This window comes from Microbacterium testaceum StLB037, assembly GCF_900104345.1.
GTDB lineage: Bacteria > Actinomycetota > Actinomycetes > Actinomycetales > Microbacteriaceae > Microbacterium > Microbacterium testaceum_A.
In genome coordinates this window covers 576,935-602,033 of the sequence record NZ_FNJN01000002.1, presented here as the reverse complement: position 1 = coordinate 602,033, position 25,099 = coordinate 576,935, and the positions used below count along the sequence as shown (strand labels likewise).

At 70.0% G+C, this 25,099-nt stretch carries 19 protein-coding genes; 11 read left to right on the top strand and 8 right to left on the bottom strand.

Annotated elements, in window-relative coordinates; all coding sequences use genetic code 11:
- Positions 1 to 27: 27 nt before the first annotated feature.
- The gene (locus BLS25_RS06055; protein ID WP_081349700.1) at positions 28 to 927 is read right to left on the bottom strand and encodes an HAD family hydrolase; all 900 of its coding nucleotides are present in this window, start codon (positions 925 to 927) and stop codon (positions 28 to 30) included.
- On the bottom strand, positions 924 to 2,192 hold the full coding sequence (gene serS / locus BLS25_RS06050; RefSeq protein ID WP_074694770.1) for a serine--tRNA ligase: 1,269 nt from the start codon (positions 2,190 to 2,192) through the stop codon (positions 924 to 926). Before serS ends, BLS25_RS06055 begins: the two co-directional genes overlap by 4 nt.
- Positions 2,193 to 2,367: 175 nt before the next feature.
- Between serS and BLS25_RS06045 the strand changes: the two genes are divergently transcribed.
- Both BLS25_RS06045 and BLS25_RS06040 read left to right on the top strand, forming a co-directional pair.
- On the top strand, positions 2,368 to 3,657 hold the full coding sequence (locus tag BLS25_RS06045) for a diacylglycerol/lipid kinase family protein (protein WP_081349699.1): 1,290 nt from the start codon (positions 2,368 to 2,370) through the stop codon (positions 3,655 to 3,657).
- Positions 3,658 to 3,837: 180 nt separating this feature from the next.
- Positions 3,838 to 5,208: a cryptochrome/photolyase family protein gene (locus BLS25_RS06040; RefSeq protein ID WP_074694769.1), complete on the top strand. Its 1,371-nt coding sequence runs from the start codon at positions 3,838 to 3,840 to the stop codon at positions 5,206 to 5,208.
- 3 nt (positions 5,209 to 5,211) lie between these two features.
- On the opposite strand, the gene BLS25_RS06035 is transcribed toward BLS25_RS06040, so the two are convergent.
- The gene (locus tag BLS25_RS06035) at positions 5,212 to 5,634 is read right to left on the bottom strand and encodes a hypothetical protein (protein WP_074694768.1); all 423 of its coding nucleotides are present in this window, start codon (positions 5,632 to 5,634) and stop codon (positions 5,212 to 5,214) included.
- 125 nt (positions 5,635 to 5,759) lie between these two features.
- Positions 5,760 to 6,182: an Asp23/Gls24 family envelope stress response protein gene (locus BLS25_RS06030; RefSeq protein WP_074694767.1), complete on the bottom strand. Its 423-nt coding sequence runs from the start codon at positions 6,180 to 6,182 to the stop codon at positions 5,760 to 5,762.
- A 204-nt stretch (positions 6,183 to 6,386) separates the two neighbouring features.
- Here BLS25_RS06030 and BLS25_RS06025 point away from each other — a divergent pair, with 204 nt between their 5' ends.
- Positions 6,387 to 7,424 (top strand): LLM class flavin-dependent oxidoreductase, encoded by a 1,038-nt coding sequence (locus BLS25_RS06025; RefSeq protein WP_176786316.1) that lies wholly within the window; start codon positions 6,387 to 6,389, stop codon positions 7,422 to 7,424.
- A gap of 188 nt (positions 7,425 to 7,612) precedes the next feature.
- On the opposite strand, the gene pheA is transcribed toward BLS25_RS06025, so the two are convergent.
- The gene (gene pheA, locus BLS25_RS06020; RefSeq protein WP_056224342.1) at positions 7,613 to 8,575 is read right to left on the bottom strand and encodes a prephenate dehydratase; all 963 of its coding nucleotides are present in this window, start codon (positions 8,573 to 8,575) and stop codon (positions 7,613 to 7,615) included.
- Between the two features lie 165 nt (positions 8,576 to 8,740).
- Between pheA and pgm the strand changes: the two genes are divergently transcribed.
- A complete protein-coding gene (pgm, locus tag BLS25_RS06015; protein ID WP_074694765.1) occupies positions 8,741 to 10,387 on the top strand; it encodes a phosphoglucomutase (alpha-D-glucose-1,6-bisphosphate-dependent) in 1,647 nt (548 codons plus the stop codon).
- A gap of 369 nt (positions 10,388 to 10,756) precedes the next feature.
- Here the strand turns inward: pgm and BLS25_RS06010 are convergent, their stop codons facing one another.
- From BLS25_RS06010 to BLS25_RS06000, 3 genes are all read right to left on the bottom strand, one after another.
- Positions 10,757 to 11,803, bottom strand: coding sequence for an NAD(P)-dependent alcohol dehydrogenase (locus BLS25_RS06010; protein ID WP_074694764.1), 1,047 nt, complete (start codon positions 11,801 to 11,803; stop codon positions 10,757 to 10,759).
- Positions 11,804 to 11,982: 179 nt separating this feature from the next.
- A complete protein-coding gene (locus BLS25_RS06005) occupies positions 11,983 to 15,837 on the bottom strand; it encodes an RICIN domain-containing protein (RefSeq protein ID WP_256335545.1) in 3,855 nt (1,284 codons plus the stop codon).
- A gap of 281 nt (positions 15,838 to 16,118) precedes the next feature.
- Positions 16,119 to 17,165, bottom strand: coding sequence for a LacI family DNA-binding transcriptional regulator (locus tag BLS25_RS06000; protein WP_056224350.1), 1,047 nt, complete (start codon positions 17,163 to 17,165; stop codon positions 16,119 to 16,121).
- Between the two features lie 111 nt (positions 17,166 to 17,276).
- Here BLS25_RS06000 and BLS25_RS05995 point away from each other — a divergent pair, with 111 nt between their 5' ends.
- The 7 genes from BLS25_RS05995 (at position 17,277) to BLS25_RS05965 (ending at position 25,076) form a co-directional block, all read left to right on the top strand.
- The gene (locus BLS25_RS05995; RefSeq protein WP_056224355.1) at positions 17,277 to 18,200 is read left to right on the top strand and encodes a carbohydrate ABC transporter permease; all 924 of its coding nucleotides are present in this window, start codon (positions 17,277 to 17,279) and stop codon (positions 18,198 to 18,200) included.
- Positions 18,197 to 19,132: a carbohydrate ABC transporter permease gene (locus tag BLS25_RS05990; RefSeq protein WP_371129311.1), complete on the top strand. Its 936-nt coding sequence runs from the start codon at positions 18,197 to 18,199 to the stop codon at positions 19,130 to 19,132. Before BLS25_RS05995 ends, BLS25_RS05990 begins: the two co-directional genes overlap by 4 nt.
- 143 nt (positions 19,133 to 19,275) lie before the next feature.
- Positions 19,276 to 20,616 (top strand): ABC transporter substrate-binding protein, encoded by a 1,341-nt coding sequence (locus BLS25_RS05985; RefSeq protein ID WP_056228009.1) that lies wholly within the window; start codon positions 19,276 to 19,278, stop codon positions 20,614 to 20,616.
- A gap of 71 nt (positions 20,617 to 20,687) precedes the next feature.
- The gene (locus BLS25_RS05980; RefSeq protein WP_074694763.1) at positions 20,688 to 22,208 is read left to right on the top strand and encodes an alpha-N-arabinofuranosidase; all 1,521 of its coding nucleotides are present in this window, start codon (positions 20,688 to 20,690) and stop codon (positions 22,206 to 22,208) included.
- Between the two features lie 14 nt (positions 22,209 to 22,222).
- Positions 22,223 to 23,944 carry a glycoside hydrolase family 35 protein gene (locus BLS25_RS05975; protein ID WP_074694762.1) on the top strand — a complete coding sequence of 574 codons (1,722 nt, stop codon included), beginning with the start codon at positions 22,223 to 22,225 and terminating at the stop codon, positions 23,942 to 23,944.
- Between the two features lie 131 nt (positions 23,945 to 24,075).
- Positions 24,076 to 24,639 (top strand): pyridoxamine 5'-phosphate oxidase family protein, encoded by a 564-nt coding sequence (locus tag BLS25_RS05970; protein WP_074694761.1) that lies wholly within the window; start codon positions 24,076 to 24,078, stop codon positions 24,637 to 24,639.
- The gene (locus BLS25_RS05965) at positions 24,636 to 25,076 is read left to right on the top strand and encodes a cupin domain-containing protein (protein WP_074694760.1); all 441 of its coding nucleotides are present in this window, start codon (positions 24,636 to 24,638) and stop codon (positions 25,074 to 25,076) included. Before BLS25_RS05970 ends, BLS25_RS05965 begins: the two co-directional genes overlap by 4 nt.
- Positions 25,077 to 25,099 lie beyond the last annotated feature (23 nt).

The following is a 25,099-nucleotide window of genomic DNA, read 5'->3' as shown; positions in this document are numbered from 1 at the left end:
CTCTCGGGCCGCCGATCCTGCAGCGGGTCAGAGCGCGCGCAGGATCGCGGCCACGCCGCCTTCGGTCACCGAAAGGCCGACCTCGCCCGCGGCGACATGCACCTCGGGAGGACCCTGGTGCATCGCGATCGCCCGCCCGCCGTTGCGGACGGCCCACTGCATCATCTCGATGTCGTTGCGACCGTCACCCATGACCAGGACGCGCTCGGGGGCGATGCCCAGCCACCCGCGCACGAGCTCGAGCGCGGTCGACTTGTCGACGCCCTGCGGCGCGATGTCGAGCCACGCCGTCCACCCGATGGCGTACGACACCTGGGTCAGCCCGATCCGCTCGACGAGTTCGAGGAAGTCCTGATCGGTCTGCTCGGGCGCGACGACCACCACACGGCACACCGGCTCGGCGGACAGCTCGGCGAAGGTCACCTTATGCGCCTTCTCGAGGTTCCAGTCGTCGAGGTAGTCGGTGAACTTGCGCGTACCGTCGGGCAGCTCCACCAGGAAGTGCGCACCCGACAGGTGCTCGCCCAACAGCGTCAGCACCTCACTGGGGTCGAACGTCTCGACGTGCGCGCGCTCGTACTCGGTGGCATCCGCTCCCCCCACCCGGCGCATCACGATGGCGCCGTTCGAGCAGACGGCGTACTCGGGACGGATGCCGAGGCGGTCCATGATCGTGTGGGTGCTGTCCCAGCTGCGACCGGTGGCGAGCATGACCTCGTGACCCGCGCGGTGCGCGTGCGCGATCGCCTCGACGACCCCGGGGCTCAAGGTGTCGTCCTCGAGGAGCACCGTCCCGTCGATGTCGAGGGCGATGAGCAGGCGCCCGAGCTGAGGAGCGTCGGCGAGATCGGCGACCAGATCGGCCGCCTCCTGCTTCGGCGCGCTCTCAACGGCACCGGTGTCGGGGAGGGCGGCCTCGTCGCTCACGCGATGGGCTCCATGACCTCGAGCCCGCCCAGGTACGGCCGCAAGACCTCGGGGACCGTGACCGAACCGTCGGCGCGCTGGTGCGTCTCGAGAAGCGCCACGATCCACCGGGTGGTGGCGAGTGTGCCGTTGAGGGTCGCGACCGGCTGGGTCTTGCCGCCGTCGGCGGGACGGAAGCGGGTCTCGAGGCGGCGCGCCTGGTACGTCGTGCAGTTCGAGGTGCTGGTCAGCTCGCGGTAGGCATCCTGCGTGGGCACCCAGGCCTCGATGTCGAACTTGCGTGCGGCGCTGGACCCCAGGTCGCCGGCGGCCACGTCGATCACGCGGTAGGCGAGGCCGAGGTCCTGCAGCATCTGCTCCTGCATCGCGACGAGACGGTCGTGCTCGGCCTCGGCGTCGGCCGGGTCGGTGTAGACGAACATCTCGAGCTTGTTGAACTGGTGCACGCGGATGATGCCGCGGGTGTCCTTGCCGTAGGAGCCCGCCTCGCTGCGGTAGCAGGTGGACCACCCGGCGTAGCGCTTGGCGCCGCGCTCGAAGTCGAGGATCTCGTCCATGTGGTAGCCGGCGAGGGGCACCTCGCTCGTGCCGACCAGGTAGAGGTCTTCTTTCGGCAAGTGGTAGACCTCGTCGGCGTGCTGGCCGAGGAAGCCGGTGCCGCGCATGACCTCGGGACGCACGAGCGTCGGCGGGATCATCGGGGTGAAGCCCGCCTGCAGCGCGCGGTCGAGGGCCAGGGTCATGAGCGCGAGCTCGAGGCGCGCGCCGATGCCGGTGAGGAAGTAGAAGCGGCTGCCCGAGACCTTCGTGCCGCGTTCCATGTCGATCGCCCCGAGCAGCTCGCCGATCTCGAGGTGGTCGCGCGGGGTGAAGTCGTAGGTCGGGACGTCGCCGTGGGTGCGCAGCGTGACGAAGTTCTCTTCGCCCCCCGACGGGACACCGTCGATGACGATGTTCTCGATCTTCGCCAGGGCCGCCTCGGCTACCGCCTCGGCCTCGGTCGCGGCGTGCTGCGCGGCCTTGACCTGCTCGCTGAGCTGCTTCGCCTCGGCGACGAGAGCGGCCTTCTCTTCTTTCAGCGCCTGCGCGACGCGCTTACCGTGCGCGTTCTGCGCGGCACGGAGCTCTTCGAAGGCGGTGATGGCCGCGCGGCGGTCGCGGTCGGCGGCGAGGGCGTCGTCCACCGAATCCGGCGACTCCCCGCGGGCGATCTGGGAGCGCTTCACGAGCTCGGGATCTTCACGCAGCAGAGTCAGGTCGATCACGCGTCCATCCTACGGTCGAGGCGGCACGTGTCCTGCGCTGTCGCGAGCACGCGCGGCGTGCGCCGGAAGGCGGAAGGACGGGCTCCGCTCGCGGCGAATGCGGCTTCGGCATCCCTCCGTCAAGCCCGCCTCGAAGACGAGTGACGGGATCGACCGCGGTCCTATGGTGGATGCCATGGCCGCCCCTGACGAGCCGCGTGACGACGCGGACGCTCCCGAAACCGTCCCCGCCGATGCTCCCGCCGAGGTGAGGGCGGATGCCGCCGCGGCCGGGGGCTCTGACGACCACTTCCACGCGGCGCGGCTGGGCGAGGACGTCGGTGACCGCCCGCGCAAGGACGTCCCTCACCCGAAGGACGCCGCAGAACCCGACGACACCATTCGCCAGCCGGAGGACGTCGAGCCGGACTCGTCGGCGGAGATGCCCGGCAAGACGCAGCGCGTCGACGCCGAGGGCGAAGAAGCGCCGATCGACGCCGAGACGACCGAGAAGAAGCGGGCCGCCCTCGTCTACAACCCCGTCAAGGTCGACCCCGACACGCTGCGCGCCCGCGTGGCGGAGCTCTCGGCCGCAGCCGACTGGGCCGAGCCGTTGTTCTACGAGACGACGGTCGACGACCTGGGCGACGACGCCACCCGCGCAGCCCTCGACGAGAAGGTCGACGCCGTGCTCGTGGCGGGCGGCGACGGCACCGTCCGTGCCGTCGCCGAGGCTCTGACCTCGACGGGTGTGCCCCTGACGATCATCCCGAGCGGGACGGGCAACTTGCTCGCCCGCAACCTGAATCTGCCCCTCACCGACAGCGACGCGATGATCCGCTCGACCTTCGAGGGCGACGTGCTCTCCATCGACACCGGGATTGCACGCATCCGCCGCGCCAGCGGCGAGATCGAAGAGCACGGGTTCTCGGTCATGGCGGGCATCGGTCTGGATGCCGCGATGATCCAGAACACCCGTGACGACCTGAAGAAGCAGGTCGGTTGGGTCGCTTATGTCGACGGAGCGGCGCGCTCGCTCGTCTCGGCCAAACCCTTCCGCGTCATGTACCAGCTGGACGGGCACCGCCTGCACTCGGCGAAGGTGCACAGCGTGCTGTTCGCGAACTGCGGCGCCCTGCAGGGCGGCGTCGCGCTGATCCCCGACGCCTCCATCGCCGACGGCAGCCTCGACGTGGCCGTGCTGCAGCCCAGCGGCGTGCTCGGCTGGTTGGGCGTCTGGCGCAAGATCGTGTGGGACAACTCGGTGCTGCGGAAGTTCCGCGCCGGTCGACGCGTGCTCGAGCGCCGTAAGGACTCGTCGGTGCGCTACCTGCGGGGTACGGGCATCGAGTTGGCGACCGCGCCCGCGCAGCCGATCGAGCTGGACGGCGACGAATTCGGCGAAGCGACGCGCGTGTACACGCGCATCGTCCCCGGCGGGCTCTCGGTTGCGCTGCCGAAGGGGCACGACACCTCGTCTCTCTGACGGCGTCGGCACCGGCCGCCGTCCATCGAGAACGCATCCTTTCGTCGAGGACGCAGGCGTCCGGCGCCGAACGAATGCGGTCTCGGCAAACACGTGCGGTTTCGCCGAGCGCGGCCAGGCCGGGCGCGCACCGGGTGTCAAGCCCGGAATCACGGATGCCGAGGTGGATAGCGTCGAGGGATGCCATCGCCCTCCGTCGTGTGGTTTCGCGACGACCTTCGACTCACCGACAACCCGGCGCTGCGCGCGGCGCTCGACCGCGAGGAGCCGATCGTGGCGCTGTACCTCCTCGATGAGGAGTCGGAAGGCGTCCGCTCGATCGGCGGGGCGGCCCGGTGGTGGTTGCACGGGTCGCTGGCCTCCCTCGGTGAACGCCTCGAGGAGCGGGGCGGCCGACTCGTGCTCCGGCGGGGCCGAGCGGCCGACGTCATTCCCTCGGTGGTCGCGGAGGTGGGCGCCGGAGCGGTGTTCTGGAACCGGCGCTACGGCGGTGCGGAGCGCGAGATCGACGCCGGCATCAAGGAGAAGCTGCGTGACGACGGCGTGACCGTCGCATCGTTCGCCGCCAACCTGCTCTACGAACCGTGGACGGTGCGCACGCAGAGCGACAAGCCGTACGGCGTGTACAGCCCCTTCGCCCGGGCCGTGCAGAAGCTCCCGGCCCCGCGCCCGCCGATGCCGGAAGCACGGAAGATCCCCGGCTTCGACGGCAGTGTCGACGGTGACGACCTCGGCTCGTGGGGCCTGTTGCCCACGAAGCCCGACTGGGCCGGAGGCCTGCGCGAGACGTGGGAGCCCGGAGAGCCCGCCGCGAAGGCACGTTTGAAGGAGTTCCTCGACGACGACCTGGGCGACTACTCGAAGTACCGCGACGAGTTCGCGGGCGGTGCCACCTCCAACCTGTCGCCGCGCCTGCGCTGGGGCGAGCTCAGCCCCTATCAGGTGTGGCACGACACCCTCGAGCACCGGGGATCGGGCCAGCACGCGCAGAGCGCGAGCGGGTTCCTCTCGGAGATCGTGTGGCGCGAGTTCGCCTGGCACGTGACCTACCACTCCCCCGACATCGCGACGGTGAACTGGCGTCGCACCTTCGACGCCTTCCCCTGGCCGAAGCTGAACCGATCGCACCTCGAGACCTGGCAGCAGGGCAAGACGGGCGTGGCCGTGGTCGACGCCGGCATGCGCCAGCTCTGGCACACCGGCGTCATGCACAACCGCGTGCGCATGGTCACAGCATCGTTCCTCATCAAGAACCTGCTCATCGACTGGCGCCACGGCGAGCAGTGGTTCTGGGACTGCCTCGTCGACGCGGATGCCGCGAGCAACCCCTTCAACTGGCAGTGGGTCGCGGGAAGCGGCGCGGATGCCGCTCCCTACTTCCGCGTGTTCAACCCCGACACGCAGCGCAAGAAGTTCGACCCGCACGACGCCTACATCAAGGAGTGGGCGCCCGAGTACCTCGGCGAGAACCCGCCCGAGCCGATGGTCGACCTCGGCGAGACGCGCAAGCGCGCGCTCGACGCGTACTCCCACGTGCGCCACGGGGGCTGAAGGTCACCCCGTCGGGGGCTCTGTCCCGTGCGCGCCTTCGCCGGTCGCGTCGGGTTGCTCGTCATCGGAGGGTCCCCACCCGCGCAGCCCGAAGGCGATGGCGACGCCGAAAACCGCGGTGAGGATCATCCACACCGACCGCGTGCGCTGAGCTTCGCCGCACACGGCCGACACCTGAGCCCCCGCCTGAACCACCTCATCGGTCGTCACGGAGTCGGACGAGCGCGACGCGAGCCATGAGTCGACCGCCGTGCGCTGGTCGGCGGTGAGACCGTCCGTCAGGTCCACGCCTGCGACGGGCGCGAAAACCGCCCGGCACGGCAGGTCGACGCCGTTGCTCACGCCCGCCGACGTCGGGACGAATCCCATCACCGCGACCCCGATGAGTGCCAGTGCGCCGACCGAGGTCGGATTGATCCATGCCATGTGATCCCCCCTGCTCGTCAGCCTAGGTAGACGCGGCACCGGTTTCCACGGATTACCGGAGGGGTCGGCATCCGGGTATGCGAGAGGGGCGCCACCTCGCGGCGGCGCCCCTCTCGAGCCGGTTGTCAGTTGACGCGCTGCTCGTCGGCGTCGTCCTCGTCGTCACCCGGGATGAAGACGTCGACCACAGTCACGTTGATCTCGGCGACCTTCATGCCCACGAGCTCGGTGATGGCCTGGTGCACGGCCGCGCGGACGTTCGACGCCACCCGCTGCAGCTGCTCGGGGTAGTCGACCTGGATCCAGATGTCGGCGGCGACCTCGGTCTCGCCGACCTCAACGCTCACGCCCTGCGCGTGGTCCTTGGCTCCCACGGCCTGGCGGATGTTGCCGATGACGCGGGCTGCTCCGCCGCCGAGGGCGTGGACACCGGGAACCTCGGCCGCGGCGATGCCGGCGACCTTGGCGACGACGGCGTCGACGATGACGGTCGAGCCGCCGTCCTTCGTGGCGGGGGTGGTCGTGGCGGTGGTGGTGTTCTCGGCCATGTTCGCTTCCTTCCGTCGTTCCGGGACCGTGTGTCCCGCGATGTCAAAGGTGAGACGCGGTGGGCGGCGCATTCGTCACGCCGTTTTCCTGAGAGAACGCTGATGATGGATGCCGCTTCGCCCTGCACCCCTCGCGGTCCGCCGCGACGCCCGGAGAGGAATAGCGGGGATCGATCGGGCGTTCTTCTCGGGGTGAACGACGCCATGCCCTCCCTCTCTGTTCTCGATCTCGTCCCCGTCCGCAGCGGACAGAACAGCGCACAGGCGGTGAGCGCCGCCCTCGACCTGGTCGAGCGCGCCGACCGCCTCGGGTATCGCCGGTACTGGTTCGCCGAGCACCACAACATGCCCTCGGTCGCGTCGACCACGCCCCCCGTGCTGATCGCCGCCGCGGCTGCCCGCACCTCGCGCATCCGCGTCGGATCGGGCGGCGTGATGCTGCCCAACCACTCCCCCCTCATCGTGGCCGAGCAGTTCGCCGCCCTCGAGGCCCTGGCCCCCGGCCGCATCGACCTCGGCATCGGCCGTGCCCCCGGCAGCGACCCGGTCATCACCCAGCTGCTGAACCGCTCGGGCACCACGAGCGACGTCTCCCGCTTCCCCGATCACGTGACCGACATCATGGCGCTCACCTCGCCCGATGGGGCGACGGTGCGCTTCACCTCGGGCACCGAGTACCAGGTGAAGGCGACGCCCGCGGCATCCGGGATGCCCCAGGTCTGGCTTCTCGGCTCGAGCGACTACTCGGCGCAGCTCGCGGCCAGCTTCGGCCTGCCCTACGTCTTCGCGAACCACTTCTCGGGCGAGGGGCTCACCCACGCACTCGGGGTGTACCGCGACCAGTTCGTTCCCAACGAGTCGGGTGAGGGCCCGCGCACGTTCGTCACCGCCAACGTCGTCGCCGCGCCGACCGCCGAAGAGGCCGAGGACCGCGCGCTGCCGCAGCTGCGCATGATGGCGCGCCTGCGCACGAACCGCCCCATGGTGCCGCTCGAGACGGTCGAGCAGGCGAAGGCCGAGCCGTTCGACGCGATGGCCGAATCGATCATGGCCTCGACCCGGCAGAAGTGGTTCGTGGGCACCGGCGACGACGTGCGCGCGCAGTTGAGCGCGTTCGCCGCACAGCACGGCGTCGACGAGATCATGGTGTCGCCGGTGGCGGGAGCCTACGACGGCGAGACCTCCGAAGGCCGCGTGCAGACCCTCGAGCTGATTGCGGCTCCGGCGACCGTCGCGGCCTGACGCTCGGCGGCGTCGCCGCGGCTGTCGGTGCGGCTGAGCCTGTCGAGTTCGCCGGTCACCGACGCGGGTCTTGGTCCCGTCGACGAGCTCGGGGACCTAGGGCGCGCGGGGCGGCGAGGCCTCTCGGGGCCCCCGGTCACCGACGCGGGCTCTAGGCCCGTCGACGAACACAGGGGCCTGGCGACGGGTCAGGCCTCGGGCTCACCACTCAGCAGGCCGCGCAGCCAGTCGCGCGCCTCGACGAACACGTCGTCACTGTAGCGCTGCGGGTAGCGCACGATCGCGCGATCGGCGCGGGCGTACGACCCCAAGAAGATGACCTTCGGGCTGAACCGGCGGAGCCCCAGCAGGGCGTCGGCCATGCGCTCGTCGAGCACGTGACCGTCGGCGTCGATCACGAAGCGGTACCGGCCGAGGGCGTCGCCGATGGGGCGGGATGCCAACAGGCTCAGGTTGATCCCGCGCGTGGCGAACTGCTCGAGTAGTTCGAGCAGGGCACCCGGGTGGTCCTCGGGCAGCTCGACGATGAGCGAGGTCTTGTCGGCACCGGTGGGCGGAGCCGGAGCGACCGTGCGGCTGACGAGAACGAAACGCGTCACCGCGTTGGGGTTGTCGCCGATGTTCTCGGCCAGCACCGAGACGTCGTGGTGGGCGACGATGCCGGGGGCCGCCACCGCGGCATCCGCCGCACTCGTCCCGTCGAGCACGCCCAGCGCGCTCGCGACGTTGCTCTCGGCGGGGAGGTGCGCGTGGGCGGGGAGGTTCTTGCTGAGCCATCCAAGGCACTGCCCGTAGGCGACCGGGTGGGCGGCGACGAGCGAGACGTCGGCGAGGGTGGCTCCGGGGCGACCGACGAGCACGAAGTTCACCGGCACGAGGTATTCGCCCACGATGCGCAGGCCCGGCACGGTCGCCAGGGCATCCTGCGCGGTCGAGACGCCGCCGTCGACGGAGTTCTCGATGGCGATCATCGCGGCATCCGACCGCCCCTCGACGACGTCGGCGAGCGCTTCGCCGACATTGCGCACGGGACGCCAGATCTGATCGCGCGCCTCAGGCACCTGCGCCAAGGCCGCCTCGGTGAACGTGCCGGCCGGGCCCAGGTAGCTATAGGTACGGCGGGCGGGCACGGTCTCTGTGTCGGGCAGCACGGCGTCCAGCCTAGACCTGGGGGAAGATTCCGGATGCCGCGACAGCGGGCCCGCGCCACCGTTGCGGACCGCATCGACCGGCGACCGCCCGCGACGCGACCACGGATTCTCTCAGAATGCGTCACAGCGTGTGCGCATGTCGGAGGGAGCGGGCAGACTGGGCGCATGAGCAGTCGCGCAGGGCAGCCCGCAGAGGCATCCGATCTCATCGACATCGACGAACTGATCGCGGCGTATTACGACCGCAAGCCGGATGCCGCGGTGCCCGAGCAGCGCGTCGCCTTCGGCACCAGCGGTCACCGCGGTTCGTCGCTGAGCACCAGCTTCAACGAAGACCACATCCTCGCCACGACCCAGGCGATCGTCGACTACCGCGCAGCGCAGGGGATCACCGGTCCGCTGTTCCTCGGTCGCGACACCCACGGGCTGTCGCTGCCGGCCGAACGCAGCGCGATCGAGGTGCTGGTCGCCAACGGCGTCGACGTGCGCGTCGACTCCCGCGACGCGTGGGTGCCGACCCCCGCGCTCAGCCACGCGATCCTCACGTACAACCGCGACCTCGCGGCCTCCGACCCCGGCCGCGCCGACGGGATCGTCGTCACGCCCTCGCACAACCCGCCGCGCGACGGCGGCTTCAAGTACAACCCCCCGCACGGCGGACCCGCCGACACCGACGCGACGGGCTGGATCGCCGACCGCGCGAACGAGCTCATCGCCGCGGAGCTCGAGGGCGTGCATCGCACGCGGCACGCCGACATCGACCTCGACGGCCTGGGCCAGTACGACTTCCGCGACGCGTACGTCAGGGATCTGGCATCCATCATCGACGTCGACGCCATCAAGAGCGCCGGCGTCCGCATCGGCGCCGACCCGTTGGGCGGGGCATCGGTGGAGTACTGGGCGCTCATCGCCGAGGTCTACGGCCTCGACCTCACCGTCGTGAACCCCGAGGTCGACCCGACGTGGAAGTTCATGACGCTCGACTGGGACGAGAAGATCCGCATGGACCCCTCCTCGCCCTCGGCCATGGCGTCGCTCGTCGCCGCGCGCGACGAGTACGACATCCTCACCGGCAACGACGCCGATGCCGACCGCCACGGCATCGTCACCCCCGACGCGGGCCTGATGAACCCGAACCACTACCTCGCGGTCGCCATCGACTACCTGTTCTCGCACCGCCCGAACTGGCCGGCCGACGCCGCCGTGGGCAAGACGCTCGTGTCGTCGATGATCATCGACCGCGTGGCCGACGCCCTCGGCAAGACGCTGCTCGAAGTGCCCGTCGGGTTCAAGTGGTTCGTCCCCGGCCTGCTCGACGGCTCCGTCGCGTTCGGCGGCGAGGAGTCGGCGGGTGCGTCGTTCCTGCGCAAGGACGGCACGGTGTGGACGACCGACAAGGACGGCATCCTGCTCTGCCTGCTGGCCGCCGAGATCCTCGCCGTCACCGGCAAGACCCCCTCGCAGCGCTACGCCGAGCTCGAGCAGCAGTTCGGATCGTCCGCGTACCAGCGGGTCGATGCGCCCGCGTCGCCCGCGCAGAAGTCGGCGCTGTCGAAGCTGTCTCCGGATGCCGTGTCGGCTACCGAGCTCGCCGGTGAGTCCATCACCGCGAAGCTCTCGCACGCGCCGGGCAACGGCGCCGCGATCGGCGGGCTGAAGGTGCAGACGGAGTCGGCGTGGTTCGCCGCACGCCCCTCGGGCACGGAGGACGTCTACAAGCTGTACGCCGAGTCGCTCCGCGGCGAGGACCACCTGCGCGAGGTGCAGGAAGAGGCGCGGGCGGTCGTCTCGGCGGCGCTCGGCCAGGCCTGATCCGCACGGTTCGTCAGCGGCGTCGTCCCTCGGGGCGGCGCCGCTTTCGCGTGTCCGGGGTTTGCGCAGCGCACGGGTCCGGCAGAGCGGGGCGCCGCGGCGAAGCGGAGGCGCCGCGGCGGTGCGGGGCGCCGCGGCGGTGGCCACGGCCCCACCCATGCCGATAAACGCGGTTCCTCACGAGACACGCTGCGACACCGCGTTTACGCGGAGGAATAGCGTTTATCGGGGCAGGGGAGGGGGAAGGGCGGAGGATGTGGCGACCCCGAACGCTCGGCGGAACGTCGGGGCGGGAGGAGAGCCGGGAACGCCGCGGCCCCGACGCTCCGTGGAACGTCGGGGCCGTGGCATCCGGGGCCGAAGCCGGGATCAGGCGGGGGCGAAGGTCTTCGCGTCGATCACGAAGCGGTAGCGCACGTCGCTCTTCAGCACGCGCTCGTAGGCCTCGTTGATCTGGTCGGCCGAGATGAGCTCGGTCTCGGGCGCGATGCCGTTCTCGGCGCAGAAGTCGAGCATCTCCTGGGTCTCGCGAATGCCGCCGATCGACGAACCCGCGAAGGAACGACGGTTGGTGAACAGAGTGAAGACCTGGATGGGCAGGGGCTCCGGCGGGGCGCCGACGTTGACCATCGTGCCGTTCAGGGCGAGAAGGCCCAGGTACTGCTTGAGGTCGAGCGGAGCGCTGACGGTGTTGATGATGAGGTCGAAGTTCTTCTTGAGCTTCTCGAGGGTCTCGTCATCCTTCGTCGCGTAGTAGTGGTCGGCGCCCATCTTCAGGCCGTCGTCCTTCTTGCTGAGCGTCTGCGAGAGCACGGTGACCTCGGCGCCCATGGCGTGGGCGATCTTGACGGCCATGTGGCCGAGTCCTCCGAGGCCGACGACGGCGACCTTCTTGCCGGGGCCGGCGTTCCAGTGGCTCAACGGCGAGTACGTCGTGATGCCGGCGCACAGCAGCGGCGCGGCCTTCTCGTAGGGGATCGACTCGGGAACGCGCAGCACGAAGTGCTCGTCGACGACAATCTTCTCGCTGTAGCCGCCCTGGGTGATCGTGCCGTCGACGTCCTTGGCGCCGTACGTGCCGATGTTGCCCTTCTCGCAGTACTGCTCCTCGCCCGCGAGGCAGTTCTCGCACTCGCGGCACGAGTTGACCATGCAGCCGACGCCGACGCGGTCGCCGACCTTGTGGCTGGTGACCTCGGAACCGACCTCGGCGACCGTACCGACGATCTCGTGGCCGACGGTCAGGGGGTAGGGCACGTCGCCCCACTCGCCGCGGATGGTGTGGATGTCGGAGTGGCAGATGCCGGCGTAGGCGATGTCGATCAGGACGTCCTTCGGGCCGACGTCGCGGCGCTCGATGGTCGTGGGTTCGAGGGGTGAGGTCGCGGACGACGCCGCGTAGGCGTTGACGTGCATGGGTCTCCTCAGTGGGGATCGTTGCGGACGGTCAATCTTCTCTCGCCCGCGGGTCAAGAAGGTCGGGGTTGCACGGATGTGCGCCGAGGGGGAGGGATGCCGCCACCCCGCCACCCGGGAATGCCGAAGGCCGTGACGGTCGCGGGGAGGCGGCCGTCACGGCCTTCGGGTTCAGAGGGTCACGCGCGAGAGCGGCGGCGCAGCACGACCGCACCCGCACCGAGCAGGAGCAGCAGGAGGGCACCGACGGCCAGCCCGGCCACCCCCTCGGTGTTCTGACCGGTGGTCGCCAGGTCGCGACCGTTCGCCGTCGAGGACCCTGCGGCGTTGTTCGCGGAGCCCGCCGGTGACCCGGCGCCGCCTCCGGCACCCGATCCTCCCGATCCGGAGCCCGCTCCCGCGCCCGGAGTGCCCGAGCCACCGCCGGAGCCGGGGTCCGTGACGGCAGCCGTGGGAACGACCGCCGACGACACGGCACGACCCTCAGTGAAGCCGGCCGCCGTCGCCGTCACCTGGACGGTGATCTGTCGACCCTCGTCGGCCGCGGTCAGCGCGTACCCGTCGGCGGTGGCGCCGTCGATGGCGACCCCGTCGCGCATCCACACGAACGCCGTTCCGGCATCGGCCGGGTCGGTCACGGCGGCCGCCCGCAGGGTGGAGCCCACGCGGGCCTCACCCGTCAGAGCGACAGAGGTCACGCCGACGACGCGATCCACGGTCACCGAGTAGGTGCGCGAGGTGCCGTCGGGGGCCGTGACCTGCACGGTCCCGACGTTGTCCGCCGCGGCGACGGCTGCCGCACGGGCGGTGGCGGCGCCCGCGGAGGCGCCGGGCTGGGTCACGACGACGCTCGCGTCCTCGTCGACCGCCAGAGCGTGCAGCGTCGGCCACGCCGCGCCGGTCGAGCTGACGGTGTAGTCGAGCGTGTCCGCGGCGAACCCTGCGACCGGCTCATCGCCCACCGTCAAGCGGGCGAGGTCGGCGATGCCGGCCGGAGCCGGGGCTGCGGCGAAGATCTCGACCTCCGACACGATCATGTGGGTCTGCGACCGGGCGTTCATGACCACGCGGACCTCGTCGGCGGCACCGACGACCGGGACGTCGACCCGGGGCGCACCGCTCGAGGGCGTGGGGACCGGAACCAGGTCGCCCTCGATCCACGAGCCGCCGCTGACCCGACGGTCCACGCGCATCGTCGTGGGCCAGCTCAGCGTGTTGCCGTCACGGTAGAACTGCACCGCGACGTGCGTCAGCGTCTCGCGCTGCTTCAGCACGTAGCTCAGGGTGTCCTGGTCGTTCTTCGTCCCCGACCGCCAGTTCGACCAGCCCTTGTCGGTGGAGCTGCCGTTGATCGTGTTGGCGACGCCGTACTGCGAACTCTCGGTGAAGGTCGCCGACGGCTGGCTCTGCGGGGCAACGTTGCGCTCCGACGCCGCGGTGACGATGACCGTCAGTCGCGCGTCGAGCTTCTCCCCACTCGGTCCCGTCGCGACGCCCGTGACGGTGACGGTTCCCGTCGCGGCGAACGCCGCATCGGTCAGTCCGTCCCAGGCCCACTGCACGGGCACCCAGAATCCGGAGCCCGAGGGGCTGAGCTCGGCCTGGACGCTGCCGTCGGCTTGGCTCTTCACCACGTCGAGCGCGCTCCCGGCGGGAACGGTGACGGATGCCGGGCGCGTGGCCGTGTACGGACCCACCTCGACCGTCGCGGTCGCCTCGAAGGGCGCCCCGAACAGGTCGGTACCGGTGCCGCGCACCTGGACGGTGCCCAGGCGCGAGAAGTCCACGCCGTCCGTCTGCCAGGTCACCGCGGCGCTGCGGAGCGTCCGTCCGGCGTAACGCAGGGTGACGGTGCCGGGCAGGGTGGGGCTCACGCCCACGGCGGTCGCCGCCGAGACCGGCTCGGCGCCGATGACCGCGGTGCCGGCGATGCGCCACTGCTGGTTCCCCCCGCCGTTGGAGGTCCACAGGCCCACGGACGCACCGGGGGTGGTGCTCGCCCCGTTGACGTCGAGCACGCGTTCGCTCGCGACGTTCAACAGGGAGTAGTAGGTGCCGTCGGTCGTCGAGGCCATCCATTGCAACGCCGGATTCGTCGCGGCCGCGGCCGGGTCGGCATCCACCAGGGCGGTGTTGGTGCCGTTCGAGGCGAGGAACTTCCCCGACCCGTTCTGAAGCGTGAAGCGGTGGCGGTTCGTGCCTGCCCCGTCGATCGTGCGAACGGTCCACGACTGGGCGCGAGCCGCGTCGGTGGTCGTCGCGGCGGTGCGCACGGCGAGCGTCGAGGCGCCGTCGAGCGCGAGTCCGCTCTGCAGGCCGGAGAGCTGAACGGTCTGTCCGTCCCGGAAGGCCGCCGCGTCGGGGGACACTCCCGACACACCGTCGATCTCGAACGTCACGACGGATTTGGCGGGGATGGTGAGCGTCGCGGTTCGGGATGCCGCGTCCACCGCGACCGGCTGCCCCTTCGCGAGCGCGTTGAGCGTCGGCGCGTCGGCCGTCGACTGGGTCGTGACGATCGGGGTCACGGTCGCCCCGGGTGCGACGGTACCGAAGTCGCGCAGGTCGATCTGCACGGTGCGGGCCGAGGCCTCGGAGTTGACGTGCACGATCGTCGCGCCCTGACCGTCTTCGTCGATCGCCGCGGTCGACTGGGCATTGTCGGTCGCCATGAGGTGGTCGCCGGGCGCGATGTAGTGGGTGAAGTTGCGCACCGTGTTGAACTTCTCGTTCGTCAGCACCTGGCACGAGGGGTCGGCGTCGCCGTCCTTCAGGCGCCGCTCGGACATCCCCTGGGCGTTGCAGTCGAAGTCGATGAAGACGCTGCCCCAGTTGAGCTTCTCGACCTTCTCCATGTTGTAGAGGTCTTCGACCGGCTGCCAGAACACCCACGCGTCGGGTTCGAGCTCGCGCAGGTCGCCCACGATGTGCTGGGCCATGCCGATGCCGTTCTCGATGTCGTCGGTGACGAAGCCCTTGTTCTGGGCGGTCCAGTTGCCCTCGACCTCGCTCATCCACAGCGGCTTGTCCGCGGCCTTGGCGATGTCGCGCACGACCTGCCGGCCGTCGGTGCCGTAGGTGTGGACGTTCAGCTGGTCGACCAGGCTCTTGGACTGAGCCGACCACGCGTTCCAGTTGGTGGCAAAGATGCCGGGGTTGGTCTCATCCATCGCCGAGATGACGGCGTCGGTGGTGGTGCTCGGCTGCGCGAGGCGGGCGGCGAGCGCCTTGACCATGGCATCCTGCGCCTGGGGCCCGATGTGAGCGCCCTCCTGGCGACCGCCCGTCGGCCAAGTCGCGCCGTTGGGGATCTGGGTCTGCCAGTAGTTCGTGTTCGGCTCGTTGAACGGGTCGATCGTGTCGAAGGTGATGCCGTGCTTCTTCTCGAGCTCGTCGACGACGTTCACGAGGTAGCCGGCGAACTTGTCCATGTCGGCTGGCGCGAGCTGCTCGCTCGTAGCGTTGTTGATGCCTCCGGAGGCGTACCCGCTCTGGGTGAGGAAGTAGGGCGGGGAGTTGCTGAAGGCCTCCCAGTGGGTGACCTTGTCCTTGAGGGCGTCGAGCCACCAGCGCTGGGCGGAGTCCTTCGAGAAGTCGTACGCGTTCGGGTCGTCGGGATTCCAGGCCGCCTTGTAGCGCGCGCGGTCGGCGTAGTTCGAGGTGATCGCGCCGTTGGCGTCCGTCGCCGGGAGATCGGGGTTCCAGAAGCCGGGGACCGCTCCGCCGGGGCGCAGGTACGACGGCACGTCGGAGGCGTTGCCTCCGCCGATGTTGTACCGCGCGATGTTGAGGTTGAGCCCGTCTTCGCCGAACACGGCGTCGAACAGCTTCTGTCGGACGTCGGCGGGGTAGTTCCCGGTCGCGTTGGCGAACCAGACGAGGCTCGTGCCCCACCCCTCGAACGGCTTCTCGGAGGCGGTGGCGGGGTTGGGGGTGATGCGCACGGGGGCGGCGGTCGCCGCCTCGGCGGGCGCGGGGGCCACGGCGGCCGTGGCGGTGATCGCGCCGGCGGCGAGGGCCACGGCGCAGGTCATCGACAACAGTCGAGCTGACTTCATCGTCATTCCGATCCGGCCGCAGCGGTGCGACCTCAGGTGGGGATGTTGACGTCAACATGTTGACGTCAACACCGAGCCTAAGGGAGCACTATGGATTGCCGCAACGTTTCCCCAGAATGTGACGCCGCTCACGCGGCGCGCGACTCAGAGCCGGTGCGAACGACGGCGGTGCGCGACGCGGAGCCGGCACCGACGACTGCGACGCACGGCACGAGGGTGCGGGCTCGCCGCCCGCGCGGCGCGCGCCCGCGCGCGACTCAGAGGCGCGGCGCAGAGCTGGCGCGAACGACGAGGGAGGTCGGAACGAGGGTGCGGGCGTGCTCGCCGCCCTCGCCCTCGATGTCGGCGATCAGGGCGCTCATCGCCTCTTCGCCGACGCGCTCGAAGCGCTGGCGCACGGTGGTGAGCGGCGGCCAGAAGTTCGCCGCCTCGGGCATGTCGTCGAAGCCCACGACACTGACGTCGCGGGGCACGACGCGACCCGCCTCGTGCAGCGCGCGGATCACCCCGAGGGCCATCTGGTCGTTCGCGGCGAAGACCGCGGTCACGGCCGGATCCTGGGCGAGCGCCTGACCGATCCGGTGCCCGGAGTCGGCGGTCCAGTCGCCGATCTGCACCTCGGGCACACGGCATCCGCGGTCCTCGAGCGCCGAGCGCCACGCGTCGCGCCGCCGCTCCGCGGCGAATGACTCGGGCGGACCCGACAGGTGCCACACGGTCTCGTGGCCGAGGTCGAGGAGGTGCTCGGTGGCCAGACGCGCCCCCTGGGCCTGGTCGTTGTCGACGACGGCGTAGGGGTAGTCGGCACTCGAGTCCACGACGACGACCGGCAGCCCCGTCGGCAGAGAGAGTTCGTTCTCGCCGAGTCGATGCGTCTCGATGAGGATGACGATCCCGTCGACCGCGTGCTCGTGAAGGCGCAGGAACGCGCCCGACACGTCGGACTGAGAGGCCGACTGCACGGTGATGAGGGTGATGGAGTATCCGGATGCCGCGGCCACCGACGCGAGCGCATCGAGGGTGCGCGTGTTGCCGTACGAGCTCAGCGAGAACATGATGACGCCGATGCTGCGGAAGCGCCCCGACCGCAGCGCCCGCGCGGCACTGTTCGGGCGGTACCCCAGCGTGGACATCGCGTCGAGCACCCGCTGGCGAGTGTCGGGGTCGACGTTCGTGCGACCATTGGCGACGCGCGAGACGGTCTGTCCCGACACCCCCGCGGCCGCGGCCACGTCGGCCATCGACACCTCGCGTCGACGCTCGCGCGTCGGAATCGCGGTCGACGTCGTCGTCGTCTCGCTCATGCATGCCCCCTTGGGATGTTGACGTTGACACACTAGCGGGGTCGAGTTATGTTTACGTCAACATCTCGGCCAACCCGACCGAAATGCGCACCAACGAAGAGGCACCGGACGATGACGACCACTGCGGCACCCCCGCCCGCCCTGCGCACCCCCCAGCGCAAGCGGCGCTCCCGAATCGAAGACCGCGGCTGGCTGTTCGTCGCCCCGTTCGCCCTCGTCTTCGCCCTCGTGTTCCTGGCGCCGCTGGCGTACTCGGTCTACCTGAGCCTGTTCCGCGACCAGCTCATCGGCGGCAACGCCTTCGTCGGTCTCGACAACTACATCGCGGCCTTCGGCGACGCGAAGTTCTGGGACGGCTTCGGGCGCGTCCTGATCTTCCTCGTCGTGCAGGTGCCGATCATGTTGCTGCTGGCCCTCGGCGCCGCCCTCGCGATCGACAGCGCACGGCTTCACGCGGCCGGTTTCTACCGCATGGTGATCTTCCTCCCCTACGCGGTGCCCGCCGTCGTGGCCGTGCTGATGTGGGGCTACATCTACGGCGACCAGTTCGGCCTGACGCGCAACCTCAACGACCTGTTGGGCGGACAGTTCGTGCAGCCCTTCCTGCCCGAATGGATGCTGCTGTCGATCGGCAACATCGTCACGTGGCAGTTCGTGGGCTACAACATGCTGATCTTCTACTCCTCGTTGAAGACCATCCCCAACGAGCTGTACGAAGCGGCATCCATCGACGGAGCGGGCGCCTGGCGCACGATCTTCTCGATCAAGATCCCGGCCGTGCGCGGCGCGGTCGTCATCGCGACCATCTTCTCGATCATCGGCAGCTTCCAGCTCTTCAACGAGCCGAACATCCTCAAGCCGCTCGCGCCCAACGTGATCTCGACGTTCTTCACGCCGAACATGTACGCGTACAACCTCTCGTTCGCCGGCCAGCAGTACAACTACGCGGCCACGATCGCCATCATCATGGGCGTCATCACCGCCGTCATCGCTTACGTCGTGCAGCTGCGCGGCTCCCGTCAGGAGGCGCGATGACCACCGCGACCGCACCCCGTACCGACACCGTCGCCGTGACCACCGAACGACAGGGCGCCCGCCGCCGCTTCGCGCGCACCTCGCCCACGCACAGCAAGAAATCGGTCGTCCTCACCATCGTGATGGCGCTGTACCTGCTGTACACGCTCGTGCCCCTCGCGTGGCTGGTCATCAACGCCACCAAGACCCAGCCCGACCTGTTCAGCACCTTCGGCCTCGGGCCGGGCAACAGCTTCGCGCTGTTCGACAACATCGCGCAGACCCTGACCTACCGCGACGGGATCTTCCTGCGCTGGCTCGGCAACACGCTGCTCTACGTCGTCGTCGGCGCCGGCGGAGCGACGCTCCTCGCCACGCTCGCGGGCTACGGCCTGGCGAAGTACAACTTCCGCGGCCGCAAGGCGGTGTTCGCCGTCGTGCTCGGTGCGATCGCCGTCCCCGGTACCGCCCTCGCCGTGCCGACCTTCCTGCTGTTCAGCCAGCTCGGGATCACCAACACCCCCTGGGCGATCATCATCCCGTCGCTCATCAGCCCGTTCGGCCTCTACCTGATCTGGGTCTACGCGACCGACGCCATCCCCACCGAGCTGCTCGAGGCCGCCCGCATGGACGGGGCCGGAGAATTCCGCACCTTCTTCACCATCTCGATCCGCCTGCTCACGCCCGGCATCGTCACGGTGCTGCTGTTCGCGGTGGTGGCGACCTGGAACAACTACTTCCTCCCGCTGATCATGCTGAGCGACCCCGCGTGGTACCCGCTCACCGTCGGCCTCAACCAGTGGAACGCGCAGGCGACCGGTGTCGCCGCGCAGCCCATCTACAACCTCGTGATCACCGGATCGCTGCTCTCGATCATCCCGATCGTCGCCGCGTTCCTGCTGCTCCAGCGCTTCTGGCAGTCGGGTCTGACCGCCGGCAGCGTCAAGGAGTGATCCACCCGAGCTCCCCCTGACCGGGGCATCGCCCCGGAAACCCGCAACACCGCACAACCGGAGCGTCCTGCCCCGGAAACCACAACACCCCGGGGCTCCCGCCCCGACTCCACAACAACGAAGTGAAGGAACCGATGACATTCATGCGCAAGAGCACCGCCGCTCGGCGGGCCGTCTTCGCCGTCGCCGCCACCGCCCTGACGGTGGGCGCCCTGACCGCGTGCTCGGGCGGTAACGCCGGCGGCGCCGCCGGCGGATCGGCCGACGACATCGAGAAGGCCCTCGAGGCCGGCGGCGAGATCACGTACTGGTCCTGGACCCCCTCGGCCGAGGCCCAGGTCAAGGCGTTCGAGGCCAAGTACCCCAAGGTCAAGGTCAACTACGTCAACGCCGGCACCAACACCGAGGAGTACACCAAGCTCCAGAACGCCATCAAGGCGGGCTCGGGTGCCCCCGACGTCGTCCAGATCGAGTACTACGCCTTCCCGCAGTTCGCCCTCTCGGACTCGCTGCTCGACCTGTCGTCGTACGGGTTCGCCGATCTCAAGGGCGACTACGCGACCGGCCCCTGGGGCTCGGTCAACTTCGACGGCAAGCTCTACGGCCTGCCGCAGGACTCGGGCCCCATGGCCCTGTTCTACAACAAGTCGGTCTTCGACCAGTTCGGCATCGCCGTTCCGACCACGTGGGACGAGTACGTCGCCGCGGCCGAGAAGCTGCACGCCGCCGACCCGACCAAGTACATCACCGCCGACACCGGCGACTCCGGCTTCACCACCAGCATGATCTGGCAGGCCGGCGGCACCCCGTTCAAGACCTCGGGCACCGACGTCACCATCGACCTGCAGGACAGCGGTTCGAAGAAGTTCGCCGACAACTGGAACCGTCTCATCGAGGGCGGCCTGCTCTCGGACACCCCCAGCTGGAGCGACGAGTGGTTCAAGGGCCTCGGTGACGGCTCGATCGCCTCGCTCGTCATCGGCGCCTGGATGCCCGGCGTGCTGGAGTCCTCGGTGAAGGACGGCTCGGGCAAGTGGGCCGTGGCCCCCATCCCCACCTACGACGGCAAGGCCGTGACGGCCGAGAACGGCGGCGGTGGCCAGGCCGTGACCAAGCAGAGCAAGAACCCCGCCCTCGCGGCCGGCTTCCTCAAGTGGCTCAACAACGATGACGAGAGCCTGAAGATCTTCGCCGAGTCGGGTGGATTCCCCTCCACCACCGCTCAGCTGAGCGACCCCGCCTTCGTCGACAAGAAGTCGGACTACTTCGGCGGCCAGCAGATCAACCAGGTCCTCACGCAGGCCTCGAGCGAGGTCCGCGAGGGCTGGAGCTACCTGCCGTTCCAGGTGTACGCCAACAGCATCTACGGCGACACCGTGGGCCAGGCCTACTCGAAGAAGAGCGACCTCAACGCGGGCCTGACCGCGTGGCAGGACCAGCTCGTCCAGTACGGCAACGACCAGGGCTTCTCGGTCAACAAGTAAGAAGTTCCCGGGGCGGGTCGCGTGCACGCATGCGGCCCGCCCCTTCCATTCCCTCGCCAGGAGAGACCCGAATGACCTCCCCCACCCGCATCGTCGTCGACCGCACCGCGGTCGGAGCCGCCGTCCCCCGCCGCCTGTTCGGCTCGTTCGTCGAGCACATGGGCCGTTGCGTGTACGACGGCATCCACTCTCCCGGCCACGACACCGCGGACACCGAGGGTTTCCGCGCCGACGTGCTCGAGCTCGTTCGCGAACTGGGCGCCACCGTCGTGCGCTATCCCGGCGGCAACTTCGTGTCGGGCTACCGCTGGGAGGACGGCGTGGGCGCTCGCTCGCAGCGTCCGGTCCGGCTGGATGCCGCCTGGCACAGCACCGAGACCAATCAGGTGGGTCTGCACGAGTTCGCCGAATGGGCGGATGCCGCGGGCCTCGAGGTCATGGAGGCTGTGAACCTCGGCACGCGCGGCGTCGCCGAGGCGGCCGACCTGCTCGAGTACGCGAACCACCCCTCGGGCACCGCCCTGAGCGATCGCCGGCGTGAGAACGGCCGGGAAGACCCCTTCGGCATCCGCCTGTGGTGCCTGGGCAACGAGATGGACGGTCCCTGGCAGATCGGCCACAAGACCGCCGACGAGTACGGTCGCCTCTCGGCCGAAACGGCGCGCATGATGCGCTTCATCGACCCGACGGTCGAGCTCGTGGCCGCGGGCAGCTCGAACCACGAGATGCCGACCTTCGGCGCGTGGGAGCGCACGGTGCTCCGTCACACCGCCGGCCTGATCGACCACATCTCCGTGCACGCGTACTACGAGGAGGACCCCGCCGACCCCGCGAGCTTCCTCGCCAGCGGCGCGGCCCTCGATCGCTACATCGGCGAGGTCGCCGACATCATCGACGAGGTCGGGGCGACAACCCCGGACGGACGTCCGGTCGGCATCAGCGTCGACGAGTGGAACGTCTGGAACCAGACGCGGTGGAACGAGGTCGACAAGCCGCGCGTCTTCACGGGCGACTGGCCCATCGCGCCGCGCCTGATCGAGGACGACTACACCGTCACGGACGCGGTCGTCGTCGGATCCCTCCTCATCACTCTCATCCGCCGCTCCGACCGCGTGTCGATGGCCAACCTCGCCCAGCTGGTGAACGTCATCGCCCCCATCCGCACCGAGCCCGGTGGCGGGGTCGCCTGGCGCCAGACCACCTTCCACCCCTTCGCCCTCACCGCGAAGGCGGCATCCGGTCGCGTCGTCGTCCCCCGCGTCGAGGGTGCCACGATCGACACCGCTCGCCACGGGCGCGTCGACGCCGTCGACACGGTCGCGACCGTGGACGGCGACATCGTCTCGGTGTTCCTCGCCCACCGCGACCTCGAGTCGGCGACCCCGGTCGAGCTGGACCTCGGCCGCGTCTCCGACGTCGAGGCCGTGATCGTCACCGTCCCCGAGGGCGGAGATCGACACACCACGAACTCCGCCGACGGCGAGCCCGTCGCACCGGCTGCCCTCGCGGTCGAGGCCGGCTCCGACGGCATCCTGCGCTTCACCCTCCCCGCCCTCGCGTGGGTGCGCCTGACCGCGCGCCTCAACGACTGATACCGAAAGACATCGTGACGACTTTCTCCATCGGCGAGACCGACTTCCTGCTCGATGGGAAGCCCCACCAGGTCATCTCCGGCACCCTGCACTACTTCCGCATCCACCCCGAGCACTGGGCCGACCGCATCCGCACGGCGAAGGCGATGGGCCTCAACACCATCGAGACCTACGTCGCGTGGAACGCGCACGAGCCGGTGCGCGGTGAGTGGGATGCCACGGGCTGGAACGACCTGGGCCGCTTCCTCGACCTCATCGCCGCCGAGGGCCTGCACGCGATCGTGCGACCCGGCCCCTACATCTGCGCGGAGTGGCACAACGGCGGACTGCCGGTGTGGCTGACCTCGACGCCGGGCATCGGCATCCGCCGCTCAGAACCCCAGTTCGTCGAGGCGGTGTCGGAGTACCTCCGCCGCGTGTACGAGATCGTGGCCCCGCGCCAGATCGACCGCGGCGGCAACGTCGTGCTCGTGCAGATCGAGAACGAGTACGGCGCGTACGGCTCCGACAAGACCTACCTGCGCGAGCTCGTCCGCGTGACCGAGGAGGCCGGCATCACGGTGCCGCTGACCACCGTCGACCAGCCGATGCCGTGGATGCTCGAGGCCGGCAGCCTTCCCGGGCTGCACCTCACCGGCTCGTTCGGTTCGCGCTCCGAGGAACGGCTCGCGACCCTCCGCGAGCACCAGCCCACCGGACCGCTGATGTGCAGCGAGTTCTGGGACGGCTGGTTCGACTGGTGGGGCAGCATCCACCACACGACCGACCCCGCGGCATCCGCCCACGACCTCGACGTGCTGCTCGCCGCCGGGGCCTCGGTGAACATCTACATGGTGCACGGCGGGACGAACTTCGGCACGACGAACGGCGCGAACGACAAGGGCCGCTACGACCCCATCGTCACCTCGTACGACTACGACGCCCCGATCGACGAATCGGGACACCCCACGGCGAAGTTCCACGCCTTCCGCGAGGTCATCGCCAAGTACGCCCCCGTCCCCGAGCAGGTTCCCGGCCCCCGGCCCGAGGCTCCCGCTCTCGAGGTCGCCCTCTCGGGCGAGGGCGATTGGATGCCGCCCCTCAACGCGGCCGCCATCGCCGACGACCCGCCGAGCTTCGAGCAGATCGCCCACCTCGGTCCCCTCGTCCGCTACGACGTCGACCTCCCCGCGTTCGCCGCGCCCGCGGCCCTCGTCTTCGACGAGATCCGCGACCTCGCGTGGGTGCACGTGGACGGCACCCCGGTGGGTCGACTGTCGCGGGCTCTGCACGAGCGCGCACTCACGATCCCCGCGGGCGCACGGCTCACCGTCCTCGTCGAGGACCAGGGCCGGGTGAACTACGCCGACCGCCTCGGCGAGGCGAAGGGTCTCGTCGGCTCCGTGACGCTCAACGGCGAGGCGCTCACCGGGTGGACCGCGACCCCCGTCGCCCTCGAAACCGCCGTGGGAAGCGGCACGGGCACGGTCGGGCGCGCTCTGCTGCGCGGGTCGTTCGAGCTCGACGCCCCCGTCGACCTGTTCCTCGACACCACGTCGTGGGGCAAGGGATACGCCTTCGTCAACGGCTTCTTCCTCGGCCGCTACTGGAACAACGTCCCTCAGAACACGCTGTACGTGCCCGGTCCCGCAACGCGTGCCGGGGCGAACGAGATCGTCGTCCTCGAGCTGGAGCACGCCGTCGATCCGGTCGCGCGCTTCGTCGCGGAGCCGTCGCTCGGTCAGCTCGAGGAGTAACGCGTCACGAGAACAGGCGCGTGCGCCGAGAACAGGCCGGTCCCGCGCGGATCGGCCTGTTCTCGTTGCGGCGTCCTGTTCTCGTGGCACCGCCGGCGCGCAGCACGCCCGACGAGGAGCAGGATGGGGGCATGACGATGGCCACGTGGCTCCGCTCGCTCCCCTCTCTCACCGGCACCCCACCGACCCCGGATGCCGAGCCCCTTCCCGACCAGCCGGAGGAGCTCTTCGAACGGTGGATCCGGCAGGCCGTCGACGCCGGCGTGGCCGAGGCGCACGGTGCCACGCTCTCGACGGTCGATGCCCACGGCGTCCCGGACGCCCGCACGCTGATCCTCAAAGACCTCGGGCCCGACGGGTGGGCTTTCGCCGGGCCACGCGCCTCCGCGAAAGCGGCGCAGCTGGCCGCGCATCCCGCCGCGGCGCTGACCTTCTGGTGGCCGGCGGTGCTGCGCAGCGTTCGCGTGCGCGGGCGCGTGGTGGAGGCCTCGGCTGAGGAGTCGGCGGCGGATCTCGCCGCGCGCTCGGCCGCCGCTCGCGACGGCATCGGCCCGGGCGAGTGGGGGCTGTGGCGCCTGGTCGCCGACCGCGTGGAGTTCTGGCAGGGCTCCCCCGACCGCAGGCACCTGCGCACGATCTACCGCCGCACCGACGACGGCTGGCAACTGACCGACCCCGAGAGCGAGACCCGATGAGCGACTACGAGATCACCCAAATCGGCGGGCTCGACGCCTGGGGCGACCACTTCGGCGGCTTCGCCCCCGCCCGCTCGCGCGACGGGCGCCGCGTGGTCGACCACGAGCTGACGATGCAGTTCATCGGCATGACCGCGAACGCCCTCGCCCCCGGTGAGGAGGCCGGGTACTGGCACACGCACACCCGCGTCGAGGAGCTGTACGTGTTCCTCGAGGGGCGCGGTCAGATGGGCCTCGACGACGACGTCGTCGACGTCGGCCCCGGCAGCGTCGTGCGCGTCGGGCAGAACGTGTGGCGCACCTGGCGCGCTCTCCCCGACAGCGACCGCGAACTGCGCTGGCTCTGCATCCGCGCGGGCGGCGAGGCGCTCCCCCACATCCCCGACGACAGCTCGCGTGACCCCGAGCGTCCGATGCCCTGGGGCCCTTCGGCGTAGATGATTCCGGATGCCGCGGCTCA